At 68.4% G+C, this 17,224-nt stretch carries 16 protein-coding genes and 1 tRNA gene; 8 read left to right on the plus strand and 9 right to left on the minus strand.

Going from position 1 to position 17,224, the window contains the following annotated elements; translation table 11 throughout:
* Nucleotides 1-33 precede the first annotated feature (33 nt).
* The 3 genes from ACU6WY_RS10275 to ACU6WY_RS10285 all read left to right on the plus strand — a co-directional run bounded on the left by ACU6WY_RS10275 (nt 34) and on the right by ACU6WY_RS10285 (nt 4,263).
* The gene (locus ACU6WY_RS10275; protein ID WP_483819565.1) at nt 34-1,683 is read left to right on the plus strand and encodes a DNA repair helicase XPB; all 1,650 of its coding nucleotides are present in this window, start codon (nt 34-36) and stop codon (nt 1,681-1,683) included.
* Nucleotides 1,684-1,752: 69 nt separating this feature from the next.
* Nucleotides 1,753-2,445: a response regulator transcription factor gene (locus ACU6WY_RS10280; protein WP_483819566.1), complete on the plus strand. Its 693-nt coding sequence runs from the start codon at nt 1,753-1,755 to the stop codon at nt 2,443-2,445.
* Nucleotides 2,446-2,577: 132 nt separating this feature from the next.
* Nucleotides 2,578-4,263: a sensor histidine kinase gene (locus ACU6WY_RS10285; protein WP_483821900.1), complete on the plus strand. Its 1,686-nt coding sequence runs from the start codon at nt 2,578-2,580 to the stop codon at nt 4,261-4,263.
* Nucleotides 4,264-4,365: 102 nt separating this feature from the next.
* On the opposite strand, the gene groL is transcribed toward ACU6WY_RS10285, so the two are convergent.
* The 5 genes from groL to ACU6WY_RS10310 form a co-directional block, all read right to left on the minus strand.
* Complete coding sequence (gene groL / locus ACU6WY_RS10290) at nt 4,366-5,985, minus strand: chaperonin GroEL (RefSeq protein ID WP_483819567.1); 1,620 nt, start codon at nt 5,983-5,985, stop codon at nt 4,366-4,368.
* Between the two features lie 170 nt (nt 5,986-6,155).
* Nucleotides 6,156-6,359 (minus strand): cold-shock protein, encoded by a 204-nt coding sequence (locus tag ACU6WY_RS10295; RefSeq protein ID WP_013585848.1) that lies wholly within the window; start codon nt 6,357-6,359, stop codon nt 6,156-6,158.
* A gap of 132 nt (nt 6,360-6,491) precedes the next feature.
* A complete protein-coding gene (locus ACU6WY_RS10300; protein ID WP_483819568.1) occupies nt 6,492-7,076 on the minus strand; it encodes a LytR C-terminal domain-containing protein in 585 nt (194 codons plus the stop codon).
* Nucleotides 7,077-7,111: 35 nt separating this feature from the next.
* Entirely contained in the window at nt 7,112-7,366 is a 255-nt protein-coding gene (locus ACU6WY_RS10305; RefSeq protein WP_483819569.1) for a DUF3263 domain-containing protein, read from the minus strand.
* Between the two features lie 9 nt (nt 7,367-7,375).
* Nucleotides 7,376-8,368 (minus strand): DUF2332 family protein, encoded by a 993-nt coding sequence (locus ACU6WY_RS10310; protein WP_483819570.1) that lies wholly within the window; start codon nt 8,366-8,368, stop codon nt 7,376-7,378.
* 73 nt (nt 8,369-8,441) lie between these two features.
* On the opposite strand from ACU6WY_RS10310, the gene msrB reads away from it, so the two are divergent.
* Both msrB and ACU6WY_RS10320 read left to right on the plus strand, forming a co-directional pair.
* Entirely contained in the window at nt 8,442-8,849 is a 408-nt protein-coding gene (gene msrB / locus ACU6WY_RS10315) for a peptide-methionine (R)-S-oxide reductase MsrB (protein ID WP_483819571.1), read from the plus strand.
* Nucleotides 8,846-9,415, plus strand: coding sequence for a nitroreductase family protein (locus ACU6WY_RS10320; RefSeq protein ID WP_483819572.1), 570 nt, complete (start codon nt 8,846-8,848; stop codon nt 9,413-9,415). The genes msrB and ACU6WY_RS10320 overlap by 4 nt, the downstream gene beginning before the upstream one ends.
* A gap of 15 nt (nt 9,416-9,430) precedes the next feature.
* Here ACU6WY_RS10320 and ACU6WY_RS10325 read toward each other — a convergent pair whose 3' ends face one another.
* A complete protein-coding gene (locus ACU6WY_RS10325) occupies nt 9,431-10,375 on the minus strand; it encodes a DMT family transporter (protein ID WP_483819573.1) in 945 nt (314 codons plus the stop codon).
* Nucleotides 10,376-10,706: 331 nt separating this feature from the next.
* On the opposite strand from ACU6WY_RS10325, the gene ACU6WY_RS10330 reads away from it, so the two are divergent.
* Nucleotides 10,707-12,602 (plus strand): ETX/MTX2 family pore-forming toxin, encoded by a 1,896-nt coding sequence (locus tag ACU6WY_RS10330; RefSeq protein WP_483819574.1) that lies wholly within the window; start codon nt 10,707-10,709, stop codon nt 12,600-12,602.
* Between the two features lie 122 nt (nt 12,603-12,724).
* On the opposite strand, the gene ACU6WY_RS10335 is transcribed toward ACU6WY_RS10330, so the two are convergent.
* Together ACU6WY_RS10335 and ACU6WY_RS10340 are read right to left on the minus strand one after the other, a co-directional pair.
* Nucleotides 12,725-12,797, minus strand: a tRNA-Thr gene (locus ACU6WY_RS10335).
* 53 nt (nt 12,798-12,850) lie between these two features.
* Nucleotides 12,851-13,798, minus strand: a complete 948-nt coding sequence (locus tag ACU6WY_RS10340; protein ID WP_483819575.1) for a DsbA family protein — start codon at nt 13,796-13,798, stop codon at nt 12,851-12,853.
* 214 nt (nt 13,799-14,012) lie between these two features.
* Here ACU6WY_RS10340 and ACU6WY_RS10345 point away from each other — a divergent pair, with 214 nt between their 5' ends.
* The gene (locus ACU6WY_RS10345; protein ID WP_483819576.1) at nt 14,013-15,116 is read left to right on the plus strand and encodes an ABC transporter ATP-binding protein; all 1,104 of its coding nucleotides are present in this window, start codon (nt 14,013-14,015) and stop codon (nt 15,114-15,116) included.
* A 71-nt stretch (nt 15,117-15,187) separates the two neighbouring features.
* Complete coding sequence (locus ACU6WY_RS10350) at nt 15,188-16,510, plus strand: DUF4032 domain-containing protein (protein ID WP_483819577.1); 1,323 nt, start codon at nt 15,188-15,190, stop codon at nt 16,508-16,510.
* Nucleotides 16,511-16,561: 51 nt separating this feature from the next.
* Here ACU6WY_RS10350 and ACU6WY_RS10355 read toward each other — a convergent pair whose 3' ends face one another.
* Complete coding sequence (locus tag ACU6WY_RS10355) at nt 16,562-17,203, minus strand: NAD(P)-dependent oxidoreductase (protein WP_483819578.1); 642 nt, start codon at nt 17,201-17,203, stop codon at nt 16,562-16,564.
* Nucleotides 17,204-17,224: the final 21 nt, after the last annotated feature.

Below are 17,224 nucleotides of genomic sequence, written 5' to 3' on the forward strand. Positions count from 1 at the left end.
CCCTCGCAGCGAGGACGGTTAGACTCGAACGCTATGGCTGACGGCCCCCTCATCGTTCAAAGCGACCGCACGGTACTCCTCGAGGTCGCGCATCCCGACGCGGAAACGGCGCGGCACGAACTTGCCGTGTTCGCCGAGCTCGAGCGCGCACCGGAGCACATCCACACGTACCGCATCACCCGGCTGGGGCTGTGGAACGCCCGTGCCGCCGGGCACGACGCCGAGGCCATGCTGCACACGCTCGACCAATGGTCGCGCTTCCCGGTGCCGGCCTCGGTGAGTACCGACATCCGCGAAACGGTGAACCGCTACGGGCGCCTCGTGATCGAGCGCGACGACGAGGGCGCGCTGGTGCTGCGCTCCACCGACCCGGCGGTGCTCAGCGAGGTCTCGCGCAACAAGCGCATCGCGCCGCTGCTCATCGGGCACCCCACCCCCGACAGCTATACGGTCGACGCGTGGGCTCGCGGCCACATCAAGCAGGAACTGCTGAAGATCGGCTGGCCCGCCGAAGATCTGGCCGGCTACACCCCCGGCACGCCCCACCCGATCGACCTCGACGAGGATGGGTGGAACCTGCGCCCGTACCAGCGCCAGGCGGTCGATTCGTTCTCCGAGGGCGGCTCGGGCGTGGTGGTTCTCCCCTGCGGCGCCGGAAAGACGCTCGTCGGCGCCGGGGCGATGGCCCAGACCCGCACGACCACGCTCATCCTCGTGACCAACACGGTGAGCGCGCGACAGTGGCGCGACGAGCTGCTGCGCCGCACGACCCTGACCCCCGAGGAGATCGGCGAGTACTCCGGCCAGTCGAAGGAGATCAAGCCGGTCACGATCGCGACCTATCAGATCCTCACCGCCAAACGTGGCGGGAAGTACGCCCACCTCGCGCTGCTCGACGCCCTCGACTGGGGTCTGGTGCTCTACGACGAGGTGCACCTGCTGCCGGCTCCCGTGTTCAAGCTGACCGCCGATCTGCAGGCGCGCCGGCGTCTCGGCCTCACCGCGACCCTCGTGCGCGAAGACGGCCGCGAGGGCGACGTCTTCAGCCTCATCGGCCCCAAACGGTTCGACGCGCCGTGGAAAGAGATCGAGGCGCAGGGCTTCATCTCCCCGGCCGCCTGCTACGAGGTCCGCATCGACCTGCCCGCCGGCGAGCGACTCGAGTACGCCGCCGCCGCCGACGAGGAGCGTTACCGCCTCGCCGCCACGGCCCCCGCGAAGATCGACGTCGTCAAGCGCCTCGTCGAGCGGCATCCGGGTGAACGCGTCCTCGTGATCGGACAGTACCTCGACCAGATCGACGAACTGGCCGAGGCGCTGAACGCCCCGAAGATCACGGGGGCGACCCCCGTCGCCGAGCGCGAGCAGCTCTTCCAGGCCTTCCGCGAGGGCACGATCTCGCTGCTGGTGGTGTCGAAGGTGGCCAACTTCTCGGTCGATCTGCCCGAGGCCTCGGTGGCCGTGCAGGTGTCGGGGTCGTTCGGCTCGCGCCAAGAAGAGGCTCAGCGCCTCGGACGCCTCCTGCGTCCGAAGCAGTCCGGGCACACGGCGAGCTTCTACACGCTGATCGCCCGCGACACCGTCGACCAGGATTTCGCCCAGAACCGCCAGCGGTTCCTGGCTGAGCAGGGCTACGCCTACACCATTTTGGATGCCGATGGGATCGGCGCCGTCGCGGCCTGAGCCATATCAGTGCGCGGCGTTTCACGCGATATCCAGCGGTTCCTTGGGTGAAGTCACGATAATGGGCGCATGACTGCACCGCGCATCCTCGTCGTGGACGACGAACCGAACATCCGCGACCTGCTCATCACGAGCCTGCGTTTCGCCGGATTCCAGGTCCGGGCCGTCGGCAACGGCGCGCAGACCATCTCGGCCGTCCTCGAAGAGGAACCCGACCTCATTGTGCTCGACGTGATGCTGCCCGACATGAACGGGTTCAGTGTCACCAAGCGTCTTCGTGGGGCCGGCTACACCGCTCCCATCCTCTTCCTCACCGCGAAGGACGAGACCGAAGACAAGATCACCGGCCTCAACGCCGGCGGCGACGACTACGTCACCAAGCCCTTCAGCCTCGACGAGATCGTCGCCCGCATCCAGGCGATCCTGCGCCGCACGATGCAGGCCGACGAGGAGTCGGTCATCCGCACGGGCGAGTTGACCATGGACCAGGACACCCACGACGTCAGCGTGGGCGACGTATCCATCGACCTCAGCCCCACCGAATTCAAGCTCCTGCGCTACCTCATGCTCAACCCCAACCGCGTGCTGTCGAAGGCTCAGATTCTCGACCACGTGTGGGAGTACGACTTCAACGGCGACGCCGGCATCGTCGAGAGCTACATCTCTTACCTGCGCCGCAAGATCGATCCGCACTCCTCCGAGCCGCTCATCCAGACCAAGCGCGGCTTCGGCTACATGCTGAAGTCCGGCAAGAGCGCCTGAGCGGGGGCGATCCTGGAGAACTCCGACGATGCGCTGACGCGCTGGTGGCGCCGGTTGAGCCTTCGCACGAAGGTCACCGGCGTCACCGTCACGCTCTTGGCCGTCGGCTTGTTCGCGGCCGGCATCGGGACGATGGTCTTCCTCCGCACGACGCTCATCAACAACCTCGACGAGCAGCTGGGGCAGCAGGCGGCGGGCAACATCGCCAACAGCATCTTCCTCACCAGCGACATCGACGGGCAGCTGTCGTTCACCCAGCTCGACAACGCCCCGCAGATTGGCTCGATGGTCGTCGTGTACGGCCCCGACGGTCAGCGGGAGGCCTTCTACAACGGCACTCCCATGAAGACGGTGCCACAGCTCCCCGAGACCTTCACCGTAGAGCAGACCTACAGCCAGGTCGACCGTCGCATCGATCTCGAGGACCCCGTCTCCGGGCAGCACTTTCTCGCCCGCGTGGGCCAGCTCGTCCTGCCGGGATACAACGGCGTGTACACCCAGATGGTGATCCAGCCGCTGGCCCCCACCGACCGGATCGTCGCGGCCTATGTGGGCATCTACGGGTTCGTCGCCCTGCTGATCCTCATCGCCAGCGCCCTTCTGACCCGATGGCTGGTAACGCTGACCTTCCGCAGCCTCGGCCAGGTCGAGACCACGGCGATGGACATCGCCGCCGGCGACTTCAGCCAGCGCCTCACCGACATCGTGCCCGACACCGAGGTGGGGCGGTTGAAGGCGGCGATCAACGCCATGCTCGCGCGCATCGACGGGGCCCTCAACCAGCGGGATGCCACGGTGCGCCAGATGCGCCGGTTCATCGGTGACGCGAGCCACGAGCTCCGCACTCCGCTCGTGACGATGCGCGGTTACGCGGAGCTGTACCGGATGGGGGCGATCCGCTCCGACGACGACGTCGCCCAGGCCATGGAGCGCATCGAGAAAGAGGCGATCCGGATGGGAGCGCTGGTCGAAGACCTCCTCGCCCTGGCGCGCCTCGACGAGCGCCGCGACGTGGCGATCACGACCCTCGACCTGCGCCCAATCGCCCGGGACGCCGCCCTCGACCTCCGCGTGACGTCGCCGCAGCGCGAGGTGACCGTCGATGACACGACCAGCCGTGACGAGCTGGTCCTGCCGATGATGACGCTCGACACGGGCCAATCGGCGAGTGAGGCGTCGGCGGCGCGGCGGAGGTCCGCACCGACCACCTCGGCGATGGCGATCGCCGGGGCCACCCTGTCGCGACTGCGACGCCGCCAGAGGGAGACGCCCGAGGTCACGGCATCCCCTGCCGACGGCGACGCCGCGACGGCACCGATTCCGGTCGCACCCCCGGCACGGAACACGCCGCGGCTGGCCCCCATCGTGCTGGGCGATGAGAACCGCGTGCGCCAGGTCGTGGCGAACCTCCTCGGCAACGCGCGGCGCTTCACATCCGACGACTCCCCCATCGGCCTGCGCGTGGGCGTGGATGCCGAGGCCGACATGGGGTGGATCGAGGTCGTCGACCACGGCGAGGGCGTTCCCGAGCAGATCCGCGAGCAGATCTTCCAGCGCTTCTGGCGCGCCGACACCTCGCGCACTCGCGAGACCGGCGGCTCGGGCCTGGGGCTGTCGATCGTGGCATCCATCGTCGATCTGCTGCACGGCACCGTCGAGGTGTACGACACCCCGGGCGGCGGGGCGACCTTCCGAGTGTCCCTCCCCCTGGCCGAGCGTCGCGACGCCCAGGAGCACGCCCTCATCGAGACCCGACCGCTCGATCGGTTGCCCGAGGAATTCCGGCCCGACACGAATGAGTCGCCCGCGGCATCCTGAGCCGGCGCCCGTCAGGGCAGCCCAGGAACGCCACTCGCTGAGGACACGAAAGAAGGTCCCCTCCCGGAGGAGGGGACCTTCTCTGTGATGCCTAGGCGTGGATCAGAAGTCCATGCCACCGGTCGGGTCGGCGGGAGCCGCCGAGGCCTTCTCGGGCTTGTCGGCAACGACGACCTCGGTCGTGAGGAACAGACCGGCGATCGACGCGGCGTTCTGCAGCGCCGAGCGGGTCACCTTGGCGGGGTCGATGATGCCCTGCGCGAAGAGGTCACCGTACTCACCGGTCGCGGCGTTCAGGCCGTGTCCGACGGGGAGGTCGGCGACCTTGTTGGCCACGACACCCGGCTCGAGACCGGCGTTGAGCGCGATCTGCTTGAGCGGAGCCTCGATGGCGACCTTGACGATGTTCGCGCCGGTCGCCTCGTCGCCCGAGAGCTCGAGGTTCGCGAACGCGGTCTTGCCGGCCTGGATGAGGGCCACGCCACCACCGGCGACGACGCCCTCTTCGACGGCAGCCTTGGCGTTGCGCACGGCGTCTTCGATGCGGTGCTTGCGCTCCTTGAGCTCGACCTCGGTGGCCGCGCCCGCCTTGATGACGGCAACGCCACCGGCGAGCTTGGCGAGGCGCTCCTGGAGCTTCTCGCGGTCGTAGTCGCTGTCGGTGTTCTCGATCTCGCGACGGATCTGGGTCACGCGACCCTCGATCAGCGCGGAGTCACCGGCACCCTCGACGATGGTCGTTTCGTCCTTGGTGATGATGACCTTGCGCGCACGGCCGAGCAGGTCGACGGTCGCGTTCTCGAGCTTGAGGCCCACCTCTTCGGTGATGACCTGGCCGCCCGTGAGGATCGCGATGTCCTGGAGCTGAGCCTTGCGGCGGTCGCCGAAGCCGGGCGCCTTGACGGCAGCCGACTTGAAGATGCCGCGGATCTTGTTGAGCACCAGCGTCGCCAGAGCTTCGCCCTCGACGTCCTCGGCGATGATGAGGAGTTCCTTGCCCTCCTGGATCACCTTGTCGACGATGGGCAGAAGGTCCTTGATGTTGGAGATCTTCTGGTTCGCGATGAGGATGTACGGGTCTTCGAAGACCGCTTCCTGACGCTCGGGGTCGGTGACGAAGTAGGGGTTCAGGTAGCCCTTGTCGAAGCGCATACCCTCGGTGAGCTCGAGCTCGGTGCCGAAGGTGTTGGACTCCTCGACGGTGACCACGCCCTCCTTGCCGACCTTGTCGATGGCCTCGGCGATGAGCGCGCCGATGGCGGGGTCAGCGGCCGAGATCGACGCGGTGGCGGCGATCTGCTCCTTCGACTCCACCTCCTTGGCGGAGGCGAGCAGCTCGTCGGTCACGGCCTTGACGGCCTTCTCGATGCCCTTCTTGAGCGAGATGGGGTCGGCGCCGGCTGCGACGTTGCGCAGACCTTCGCGCACGAGTGCCTGAGCGAGGACGGTCGCGGTGGTGGTGCCATCACCGGCGACGTCGTCGGTCTTCTTGGCGACCTCCTTGACCAGCTCGGCGCCGATCTTCTCGTACGGGTCGTCGAGCTCGATCTCCTTGGCGATCGAGACACCGTCGTTCGTGATGGTGGGAGCGCCCCACTTCTTCTCGAGCACGACGTTGCGGCCGCGAGGGCCCAGGGTCACCTTGACGGCGTCGGCCAGCGTGTTGAGGCCACGCTCGAGGCCGCGGCGGGCCTCTTCGTCGAAAGCGATGATCTTTGCCATAAGTGTGTCGTCCCTCCCGGACGGGTGACTTCCAGATTTGGCACTCGACGAAAGCGAGTGCTAACTCATTCTGGCACTCGCCCCTGGGGAGTGCAAGCCGCCCGCACCGGCACGAACGACGCCGCCGTGGCATCCGGTGAGGGATGCCACGGCGGCGGGGAGGAACGATGTCAGGCCATCAGGCGAACGGACTCGGCCTGCGGCCCCTTCTGCCCGGAACCGACCGTGAACTCCACGGCCTGACCCTCTTCGAGAACGCGGAAGCCCGACATCTCGATGTTCGAATAATGGACGAAGACGTCCTGGCCGTCCGTCACGGTGATGAAGCCGTAACCCTTCTCGGCGTTGAACCATTTGACGGTGCCCTGCGTCATGCGAATCTCCTGTTGCTGAATGACGAGGTCATCGTAAGCACGCGGACACGGGCCGCCGAGGCCCGCAGGGGCATTGTTGACACGCGTGCATCCAACTTTTTACGCCGCGGAAACACGGGCCCGCGAAGGCCCTCAGGAGGTGGGCTGGCCGGCCGCGCGGTCGAGTCCGATCACCACGACCAGGCGCTTCTCGGCGCTCTCGTCATCGGGGGTGTTCGGGTCGTCGGTGGGCTGCAGGAAACTGTCCTGAGCGATCTCCGCTCCCCCGATGACGTTGGCGAGTCCGCGAGCAGCCTCTTCGTCTTCCGGGCCCCGGTAGTACACCGTCGTCGTGGGGAAGTCGGTCGTGTCGGAGTCGCCCGTCTGCACGGCGTCGCCTGCCCAGCCCGCCTGCACGATCTGATCGCGAAGGTTCCCCGCGAGCCCCTCGTCGGCCGTCCCGTTGAGAACGACGACCGAATACGAGGTGTCAGTCACCGCGGGAGGGGTCTCGACGACCGTCGGCGTCGGTGCGGGCTCCGATCCGAGCGAGATCCGACCGGATGCCACGAGGGTGCCGAAGATCCCAACGATCACGAGCACGATGGTAATCAGAACCGCCCAGAGGAAAACGACCCAGCCCCGAGACCGAGGGGTCTCTGCTCGGTGCGCGCCGACTCGACCGGCATCGGACGTCAGGTCGTCGAAGCGATCCCGAGGGAAGGTCGATTTGGGCATTGGACGATGGTATCGGTCAGGGTCGCCGACCCCCGTCAGCGGACCGCGGTGCGGCCCAGGCGGGCGCGGTGCTGCTGAGCGGCCTCGTCGCGCCGCCGACGCAGGCGGCGCACGAGCATGGGGTCGTGGGCGAGAGCCTCGGGGTCGTCCAGCAGACGCCCCAGGAGCTGGTAGTACCGTGCCGGCGCGAGATCGAACTCTGCGCGGATCGCCTCTTCTTTCGCACCGCCGTGGCGACGCCACTCACCCTCGAAGGCGAGGAAGGCGCGGTCGCGGTCGGAGAGGGGCACCACGCCACGCTACTGCGCGCCGTCGCCGACCTCCGGATGCCACGCCACCCACGCGCCGAGCGGATCGACGCTGGCGAGCACATCACCGTCGAGCGCGAGCGCGAAACCCCCCGGGCGGATCGTCGGCATCCCGTTCCAGGCATCGTGCAACCCCGCCGCGTCCAGGGTGATCCAGCGCCCCGCGTTCCGCGCCGCGGTGATGACGGGTCCTCGATGCACCCGTGGGACGTGTGCGAGCACCCCGGGGGTGGTGACGACGAGCGTGGCGTCGCGCGGAGCGCGGGAGGCCAGTTCGGGCAGCGCCGCGGCCCCGTCGCCGGCGACGAGGACCGCGGGGTCGGCCGCCGCGATATCCAGAGCCGCCGCCACGCGCTCGAGACGCCCCTCCTCGCCCGGCCACACCAGGCCGGTGAGCCAGGCGCGGTCCTCCGCATCACGCGGATCGAGGGGATGCAGGTCGATGCCCGCACGCCACACCACATTGGGCATGCGCAGGGGCGGGTCGCCCTCGACCACGCTCTCGAGCATGACGGTGCTCGGCCCACCCACCGGATGCAGAACCGTCTCGGTGCCCTTCGGCGAGCGGAACCGGTACGAGTAGCGGTCGGGATACAGGCACAGTCCGGCGCTCGCCCCGATCTCGAGGAGAGCAATGGGTCCCTCGATGAGCGAGAGCGCGGGGAGGAGGGCGGCGCAGCGCAGCGGCTCGTTCGTCTGGACGCTGCGGCGTCCGCACTCCGCCGCGATGGCGTCGGCATGGTCCACGACCCAGGCGGCCCACGCGTCGATGTCGTCGAGTGGTGCTCCGAGCAGCCGCAGGACAGCGAACACGAGCGGGGGCTGGCGGCGCACGTCCGGAATCCGGGCGAGGGCCTCCGTGACGGACGGCTCGTCGACCACCCGCCGCGCCCACTCCTCGTACAGCGCCGAACGCCCGGGCGCCTCGTCGCGCGCGAAGCGCCCGTAGCGATCGACGACGGCGGTCACGGCATCCTGGGTCACCCGGGCGATTATGCCGCGACGGGCTGGACCCCCGCGCGACGCGAGACAATGGAAGAGACGAAGGAGACCATTCATGACGTATGCCGTCGAAAAGTCCGACGACCAGTGGCGTGCCGAGCTCACGCCCGAGCAGTACGCCGTGCTGCGGCAGTCTGGCACCGAGCGCGCCTGGACCGGTGAGTTGCTCGACGAAAGCCGCGCCGGCCTCTACGCCTGTGCCGCGTGCGGAGCCGAGCTGTTCCAGAGCGGCACGAAATTCGACTCGCACTGCGGGTGGCCGAGCTTCTACGAGTCGGTGCGCCCCGAGGCCGTTCAGCTGCTCGACGACAGCAGCCACGGCATGCAGCGCACTGAGGTGCGATGCGCTGCCTGCGGTTCGCACCTCGGACACGTCTTCCCCGACGGGTTCGGCACGCCCACCGGCGACCGCTACTGCATGAACTCGCTGTCGCTGAGCTTCACCCCCGCTGACGAGGCATGAGCGCGCTCGAGGCCATGCGCGACCGCCGGTCGTGGTCGAAGGTCACCGACGAAGCCCCCACGGGGCCCGAGCTCGAATCCTTCGTGGCCGCGGCCGGACGCGTCGCCGATCACAAATCACTGCGCCCCTGGCGTCTCATCGAGATCCGCGGCGACGACCGTGACACCCTGGCGCGCGCGCTGAACAAGGCCGACGGCAAGAAGGGCCTGTCGTCCAAGCCTCGGCGCGCTCCGCTGATCATCGCGGTGGTCGCCGACCTCAGCTCGAAGAAGATCCCCGCGTGGGAGCAGGAGGCCGTGGCATCCGGAGTCGCCCACATGCTGAGCCTGGTTCTGGACGAGGCCGGTTTCGGCGTGTTCTGGCGCACCGACGACAACACCCGCAGCAAGGTGCTCGCCAAGGCGCACGGCCTCGCCAAGGGCGAGGTGCTGCTGGGCTGGCTGTACATCGGCGGCAAGCCGGCGCGGTCACGGCCGTCGCGACGCAAGACCGTGGATGCCACGAAGCACCTGTCGCGGATGCCCGGCGGCAAGAAGCGCCGAAAGGTCGAGGAAGCACACCTCTGATCCCGCCGGCGGGGGTCAGCCTCGCGAACGACGAGGCCACGGCACCGCCGTGATGATCACACCGGTGATGGCGACCGCCGCCGCGACGAGGGCGATGATCGTGGGCGGCGCCGCCGGTGCCGGAGCCACCGCGTCGAGCACGACGGAGGTGGTGAGCAGCCCGACCACCGAGCCGAGGCCGAGCAGCAGCACACCAATCCGCTTCACGACCACGGCCGAGACGAAGATGTAGACCACGCCGATCGCCCCGCCGAGGTAGAGCCACGGAGCCGTCGGCACGGTGCGCGGTGCGCCGACGAACGCGAGGTGCACCGCAGCCGCCACGATGAGCACTACAGTGCCGCCGACGAAGTTCACCAGGGTCGCGGTGAGGGGGCTATCGACTCGCACGCGCAGTCGGCCGTTGGTCCCCTGCTGCCAAGCGACAGCCGCGCCCGCGACGACCGGTACGACGAGCATCCACACCGGCACCCCCGCGAGGCGATCTCCCGCCACGCACACCGCCACCGCGACGAACACCAGCAGCGCACCCGCAACGCGGCGCACCGTCACCGGAACGACACCCCCCGGACCGTGGCCGATGCGATCGAGCACGAGGCCGCCCGCGGTCTGTCCGGCCACGAAGCCGACGGTGAACAAAGCGACGCCGATCGTGGCGACCGTGAGCCCCTGGCTGGCGACGGTGAACGCCCCCGCCACGCCCCCGATCAGCATCCACATCGGAACGGATCGACCTCGGATGCCACGGGCCAGTCGTCCCACCCCGGCCCGGCCCGTCGGGATCAGGGCGCACAGCACCGCGACGATGACGAGGCCTGATCCGAACGACACCGCCCCCGCGAGGATGCCGTCGCCCATCTCGGCACCGAGAGCGCCATTGACGCGCGCCTGAACGGCGGTCAGCGAGCCGATGAGCACGGCTCCGCCGACGGCGATCCCGCGCGATCGTCGCTCCGACATGCCCGTCTCCCCTCGACATCGTCGACGTTGACGTTGAGGCCACCGACGCCATGTTCGATCGTAGGGCGGCGGTCGCGATTCGATCCGTGCGGGGACGAGTAAACATGCCGGTCAGACAGATGCCCTGACCTCCGGAGCATCGCGGCGCCGCTCTGGTGAGCCCGGTGTGCAGGGCCGGGTGACACCGACATGAAGTCGGCGGCCGTTTCCCGTGGCATCGGGGGACTCGCGGCTCGAATGTCCCGCACGAGCGTCATGGTGGCTTCGGTCCCGGCCCGGCGCGTGTCACCGGGGCGGAACCACACTCATTCAACGACGAAGGGTAATCCACATGAAAACCACCACGGCCGCATTACTGGGCGGCGCGATGGCGTGCGCCCTAGCACTGTCCCTCATCCCCCCGGCGCCGGCGCAGGCTGCGGAGGCGAGTACGTCATTCGATCTCGTGACAGCCCTGGCGATCCCCGAGCTCCGGGGTGTGCGGGTCGACACCAGCCACGTGCAACTCGACAAAGCCAAGGTGACGCCCACCAACCTGAAGGCGACGTATGACGCGCCCTACACGGCGTACACGACCACGCTCCAGAACGATCTTCCGTACGCTCAGACGCTCACTTCGCAGTCCAACACCTTCACGACGTGGGATACGACGACGGCGACGGTTGAGAAGGGGCTGAGTAATGTCACCGGAGCGTCGGCGACGGTCGGGTTCACCGCGGGATTCTTCAACGCGTCAGCGAATGTCTCTTGGCAGGTTGAGTCTGGAGTCAAGTACACGGACACGACGACCACGACGCTGACCAGCGCGTGGACCGTTCCCAGCCAGACGATCTCGCTGCCTGCACATACAAGAGGAGTAGTCGAGGCGCAGATCCAGAAGGCGCAGTTCTCCGGGAAGCTGAAGTTAAAGGGCAATCTCACGGGGAACGTGAACTTCACCAACGGATGTGGAGAGACGTTCTCCCTGCCCGTCGGAAAGGTCCTCGCGCTCCGTAAAGACGATGGGAACGTCGTCACACCGGCCACGGTCGTGGTGGACGGTGACACCGCCAAGTTCTCCGGCAGCGCGTCGTTCCGCGGGGTGTCCGGCACCTCCATGAGCGTGAGGGTGTCGCTGAGCGGAGGCGCCACGGAGACGAGGACATTCACCGGTGTGCCTTCTCAGGCTCGCACCACCCCGGCCCGCGCCGCGGCGCCCGCGGCACCATCAGCCGCGCCGAACTTTGATTCGACGGGAATTTCGACCTTCGCCGCGCTGGCGGAGAAGCTGAAGTGTGGATCCACGGTTTCCACCGCGGGCCACGGTTACGTTCTCGGTGAAGACGGACGCATCTCTTTCGTCGGCGACGGTTGCGTCACCGTCGTCTCCCCCGCCTCGCTGACCTTCACCTCTCTCACCGGAGACTGGGCCCAAGGCAACAACTACGCGCTCGCCATCGCCACCGACGGCACCGCCTGGATGACCCAAGACGGTAACCAGATGAGACAGATCCCCCTCCCCGGCCGCGCCAAAGCCACCGCCGCCCACAGCTACGTCCTCGGCGAAGACGGACGCATCTCGTACGTCGCCCCCGTCTGGTGGAACGGCGGAATCACCACCGTCTCCCCCGCCTCACAGACGTTCACCTCTCTCACCGGAGACTGGGCCCAAGGCAACAACTACGCGCTCGCCATCGCCACCGACGGCACCGCCTGGATGACCCAAGACGGTAACCAGATGAGACAGATCCCCCTCCCCGGCCGCGCCAAAGCCACCGCCGCCCACAGCTACGTCCTCGGCGAAGACGGACGCATCTCCTACGTCGCCCCCGTCTGGTGGAACGGCGGAATCACCACCGTCTCCCCCGCCTCACAGACGTTCACCTCTCTCACCGGAGACTGGGCCCAAGGCAACAACTACGCGCTCGCCATCGCCACCGACGGCACCGCCTGGATGACCCAAGACGGTAACCAGATGAGACAGATCCCCCTCCCCGGCCGCGCCAAAGCCACCGCCGCCCACAGCTACGTCCTCGGCGAAGACGGACGCATCTCCTACGTCGCCCCCGTCTGGTGGAACGGCGGAATCACCACCGTCTCCCCCGCCTCACAGACGTTCACCTCTCTCACCGGAGACTGGGCCCAAGGCAACAACCACGCGCTCGCCATCGCCACCGACGGCACCGTGTGGACCGCCCGAGATGCTGAGGCGATGCGCCAGCTCAGCCTCCCAACCACCCGGCAGTAACGATCACCGATCGGGGGCTCCGGACGCCACGGCGACCGGAGCCCCGCCTCCTCCGCGCGTGCGCGGCGGTCGGCGACGGATCCCGATCGCGGACCGTGCGAAGGTTCATCGGGGCATTTCGGTGCCGGCTACAGGACTTGAACCTGCAACCCCCGTATTACAAGTACGGTGCGCTACCAATTGCGCCAAGCCGGCGAGACGGCCAGTCTATCCAGGCGCGACCGCGCCCCTCCACGCCCGAGCGCGGGTCAGCCGGCGGGAGTGGGGGTGGGAGTCGGCGTCGCCGTGGAGTAGTAGGCGTTGCTGTCGACCGTGAGCACGAACTGCGCGAACTCCTTGGGGTCGTCCATGCGGCCGACGTAGGGCGTGCCGTTGACCAGGACCGTGGGAGTCGCCGTCAACGTCTGCCCCTTGGTGTCGGGGAGCCCCTTGATCGCGCGATCGGTGGCCGCCTTCGCCCAGCCCGTGTAGGTCTCGTCCTCGATGCACGCGCGCACCTCGTCGGGGTTGCCGACACCGGCGCCCTGCGCCATGTCGGCGAGCTTCTCGTCGCTGTAGCCCTCGGAGTCGACCGCCGGCTGATTGGTCAGCAGCTCGTGGTTGAAGGCGAAGAACCGGTCCGACGCCTGGGTCGCGACGCACGCCGCGGCCCCCGCCGCACGCAGGCTGTACTTCGTGCCGTTCGACTTCGACGTCAGCATCGCCACGGGGTAGTACGTCAGCGACGCGGCATCCTGCGAGACCCACTTCGATAGCTGCTCGGCGTTAGCGAGCTGGAACTCCCGAGCCTCGGTGGAGAGGTAGTCGACGTAGACACGAATGTCGACCGGCGCCGCCGTCGTGGTGGGCGCGGGAGTCGGGGCCACCGTGGGCGTTGCCTCGGCCGCGAGCGCGGAGGCGTTGCCGTCGACGGTCTGATCGGCGAGCGGGTCGGCGATCCCCGTCGCAGCGGTGACGACGAATCCGTCGTCGGACGCGGCATCCGGGAACGCCTGCGACCGCGAGTCATGCGACGACAGCGCCGAGGTCACACCGACCGCACCGACCGCGACGACCGCGGCGGCACCGACCGTGAGGAGCGAACGACGAAGGATCCGCGCCCGCTTCTGTCGCGCCTTGACCTGCTGCGCCTTCTCACGCACGGCCTCGCGGCGAGCACGTTCGGCGGGCACATTCGGGGTCTGGTCGTTGGACATGAAACCTCTCGGGCGCGACGGAAATCGCTGACGATGATGGGGAACGCTCGGGTGGGGCGAACGAGGTCCGATCGTAGTAACCCTGGCTGAGAAATGCCCAGACACATGCCATACTGACCCTGCGTCCACTGCTGTACGCGCACGGGGTCGCCCCCGTTCATTCCATTCACTACGGATCGTCCGGCACGTACCTGCCGGTGAAGGAGAAGAAGAAATGGCGTCCGTCACCTTTGACAACGCAACCCGCCTGTACCCCGGCGGCACTCGTGCCGCGGTCGACAAGCTGAACCTCGAGGTCGCCGATGGCGAGTTCCTCGTTCTGGTCGGCCCCTCGGGCTGCGGTAAGTCCACGTCGCTGCGCATGCTCGCGGGCCTCGAAGAGGTCAACTCCGGCCGCATCCTCATCGGTGACCGCGACGTCACCGACGTGCCGCCCAAGGACCGCGACATCGCGATGGTGTTCCAGAACTACGCGCTGTACCCCCACATGACCGTCGCCGAGAACATGGGCTTCGCGCTCAAGATCGCCGGTGTGGGCAAGGAAGAGCGCGCGGCCCGCGTGCTCGAGGCCGCCAAGCTCCTCGACCTCGAGGAGTACCTGACCCGCAAGCCGAAGGCCCTCTCGGGTGGCCAGCGTCAGCGCGTCGCCATGGGCCGTGCCATCGTGCGCCAGCCCCAGGTGTTCCTCATGGACGAGCCGCTGTCGAACCTCGACGCCAAGCTCCGCGTCCAGACGCGCACGCAGATCGCGTCGCTGCAGCGCCGCCTCGGCGTCACCACGGTCTACGTCACGCACGACCAGACCGAGGCCCTCACCATGGGCGACCGCATCGCCGTGCTCAAGGACGGCGTGCTCCAGCAGGTCGGCACCCCGCGCGACCTGTACGAGAAGCCGAAGAACGTCTTCGTCGCCGGCTTCATCGGCTCGCCCGCGATGAACCTGTTCCCCGTCGCGCTGGCCGAGGGCGGCGTGCGCTTCGGTGACCTCATCGTCCCCGTTGAGGCCGACGTCATCGGCAAGGCCCACGGCAGCGAGGTCACCATCGGTGTCCGCCCCGAAGACATCCAGGTCGCTCCGGCCGACGGCCACGGCCTGTCGGTCGTGGTCGACCTCGTCGAGGAGCTCGGCGCCGACGGCTACCTGTACGGCCACACCGACATCAACGGCAAGCGCACCGACATCGTCGCGCGCGTCGACGGCCGCCGTCACCCCCACGCGGGCGAGACCGTCGTGCTCGCCCCGATCCCGGGTCACGTGCACGTCTTCGACCTCGAGTCGGGCGACCGCCTCACCGACAAGGCCATCGCCTCGGCCTGATCTCATGCACCGTCGCGGCGCGGGGAGTCTTCGACGACTCCCCGCGCCGCACCCGTTTTCCCGGAGGAACCGTGGCTGAATCCCTCAGCATCACCGCCAGCACCGTCGACCCCGGCCTTTTGCAGCTGCCCTGGTCGACCTCGCTCGCCGAGTGGCCAAGTTCGCACATCGTCGCCCTCCCCAAGGGCATCTCGCGTCACCTCGTGCGATTTGCCAACCTCTCCGGACGCGTGGTCGCGATCAAGGAGACCACCGAGGAGATGGCGCGCCGCGAATACGACATGCTCGGCAACCTCGACCGCCTCGCGGCGCCGTGCGTCGACCGGGTCGCCGTCATCGCCGGACGCACGGATGCCTCGGGGCGCCCCCTCCCCGCGGCGCTCGTCACCGCGCACTTGCGCTTCTCGCTCCCCTATCGGGCCCTCTTCACCCAGGTGCTCCGCCCGCACACGGCGACGCGTCTGGTCGACGCCCTGGCGGTGCTGCTCGTGCGCCTGCACAACGTGGGCTTCTTCTGGGGCGACGTGTCGTTGTCGAACACCCTGTTCCGCCGCGACGCGGGAGAGTTCGCGGCCTACCTCGTCGACGCCGAGACCGGAGAACTGCACGGCAACCGTCTGACCCCCGGGCAGCGCGCGCACGACCTCGACGTCGCCCGCACCAACATCGCCGGCGAGATCATGGACCTCGAGGCCGGCGGACGCCTCGAGGGGGGCGTGGATGCCGTCGCCGTCGCCGACGGCCTGGTGTCGTCGTACCACTCGCTGTGGGGGGCCCTCACCGACAAGGAGACGTTCGCCGTCGACGAGTCGTGGCGCATCACCGAACGCGTGCACCGCCTGAACGCCCTGGGCTTCGACATCGGCGAGATGTCGATCCGCACCACCAGCGACGGCACGCGCGTGTCGATCCAGCCCAAGGTCGTCGATGCCGGCCATCACCAGCGACGCCTGCTGAGACTGACCGGTCTGGACGTCGAGGAGAACCAGGCGCGTCGCCTGCTGAACGACCTCGACGAGTTCCGCGCCCGTGTCTCGCGCCTCGGCGCCGACGAGGAGATGGTCGCGCACGAGTGGCTGACGCGCGTGTTCGAGCCGATCGTCATGTCGATCCCCTTCGACCTGCGCGCGAAGCTCGAACCCGCCGAGGTGTTCCACCAGGTGCTCGAGCACCGCTGGTACATGTCACAGGCGCGGGGACGCTCCGTCCCCCTGGCCGAGGTCGTCACCTCCTACATCGACGATGTGCTGAGTCACCGCCGCGACGAGGCCACGGTGATGGGGCCGCCGACCGACACGATGTCGATCGCGACCGTCTCGGATGCCGCGGCCCCCGCGACCGGTGAGGTGCCGACCACCGACACCGATCTGATCGACTGGCGCGATCTGGTCTGAACAACGACGACGGCGCCGCCCGAACCCCGGGCGGCGCCGTCGTTGTTGGCGTCAGTAGCCGACCGTGAAGCGACCGCGCGAGTGACGCGGGTTCTCGATCTCGTCGAGCACGGCGACGGCGAAATCGGCGCCGGAGATGTACGAGTCGCCGTTGTCGTCGACGACCAGCACGTCGCCGCCGTCGCGGTACGTTCCGGTGCGTTCCCCCGGCGCCCACACGCCGAACCCGCCGGCCGGGTGCACGAAGAACCAGTCGTGCCCGGACGCGTCTGACTCGAGGTCTTCGAGGATGCCGATCGCTTCGCGCGCCTCGGGCTTGTACTCCTCGATGAAGCCGTCGGTGTCGATCACGCGCGGGCCGCCCTCTGCCACGAGGGACCCGCCCGCTCCGCCGACGATGCCCAGACGCACGTTCTCGGGGAGAGCAACGACGAGCTCTGCGATCGCGGGGCGGAGGTTGCCGAGCATGTCGCCGCGCGGGGCAACGGCCGACACCACCACGTCGACACCTTCGAGCTCGGCCACGAGCCCGGGAACATCGAGCACAGTGCCCTCGATGTAGGTGGCCCCCTCGATGCGCTCGGCCGGAACCGAGCGGGCGACCGAGACGACGGTGTGGCCGCGCTGGACGGCTTCGGCGACGATGTGGCTACCGGCGTAGCCGGTTCCTCCGATGACGGCAATGCGGGGCACGGGCGTTCCTCTCCTCCGGTC

Source organism: Microbacterium sp. ZW3a, assembly GCF_057167165.1.

What these genes read in the sequence shown, in the direction of transcription:
- ACU6WY_RS10275 (WP_483819565.1), top strand. Translation starts at nt 34, where the DNA reads ATGGCTGACGGCCCCCTCATCGTTCAAAGCGACCGCACGGTACTCCTC.
- ACU6WY_RS10280 (WP_483819566.1), top strand. Translation starts at nt 1,753, where the DNA reads ATGACTGCACCGCGCATCCTCGTCGTGGACGACGAACCGAACATCCGC.
- ACU6WY_RS10285 (WP_483821900.1), top strand. Translation starts at nt 2,578, where the DNA reads ATGGTCTTCCTCCGCACGACGCTCATCAACAACCTCGACGAGCAGCTG.
- groL (WP_483819567.1), bottom strand. Translation starts at nt 5,985, where the DNA reads ATGGCAAAGATCATCGCTTTCGACGAAGAGGCCCGCCGCGGCCTCGAG.
- ACU6WY_RS10295 (WP_013585848.1), bottom strand. Translation starts at nt 6,359, where the DNA reads ATGACGCAGGGCACCGTCAAATGGTTCAACGCCGAGAAGGGTTACGGC.
- ACU6WY_RS10300 (WP_483819568.1), bottom strand. Translation starts at nt 7,076, where the DNA reads ATGCCCAAATCGACCTTCCCTCGGGATCGCTTCGACGACCTGACGTCC.
- msrB (WP_483819571.1), top strand. Translation starts at nt 8,442, where the DNA reads ATGACGTATGCCGTCGAAAAGTCCGACGACCAGTGGCGTGCCGAGCTC.
- ACU6WY_RS10320 (WP_483819572.1), top strand. Translation starts at nt 8,846, where the DNA reads ATGAGCGCGCTCGAGGCCATGCGCGACCGCCGGTCGTGGTCGAAGGTC.
- ACU6WY_RS10325 (WP_483819573.1), bottom strand. Translation starts at nt 10,375, where the DNA reads ATGTCGGAGCGACGATCGCGCGGGATCGCCGTCGGCGGAGCCGTGCTC.
- ACU6WY_RS10330 (WP_483819574.1), top strand. Translation starts at nt 10,707, where the DNA reads ATGAAAACCACCACGGCCGCATTACTGGGCGGCGCGATGGCGTGCGCC.
- ACU6WY_RS10340 (WP_483819575.1), bottom strand. Translation starts at nt 13,798, where the DNA reads ATGTCCAACGACCAGACCCCGAATGTGCCCGCCGAACGTGCTCGCCGC.
- ACU6WY_RS10345 (WP_483819576.1), top strand. Translation starts at nt 14,013, where the DNA reads ATGGCGTCCGTCACCTTTGACAACGCAACCCGCCTGTACCCCGGCGGC.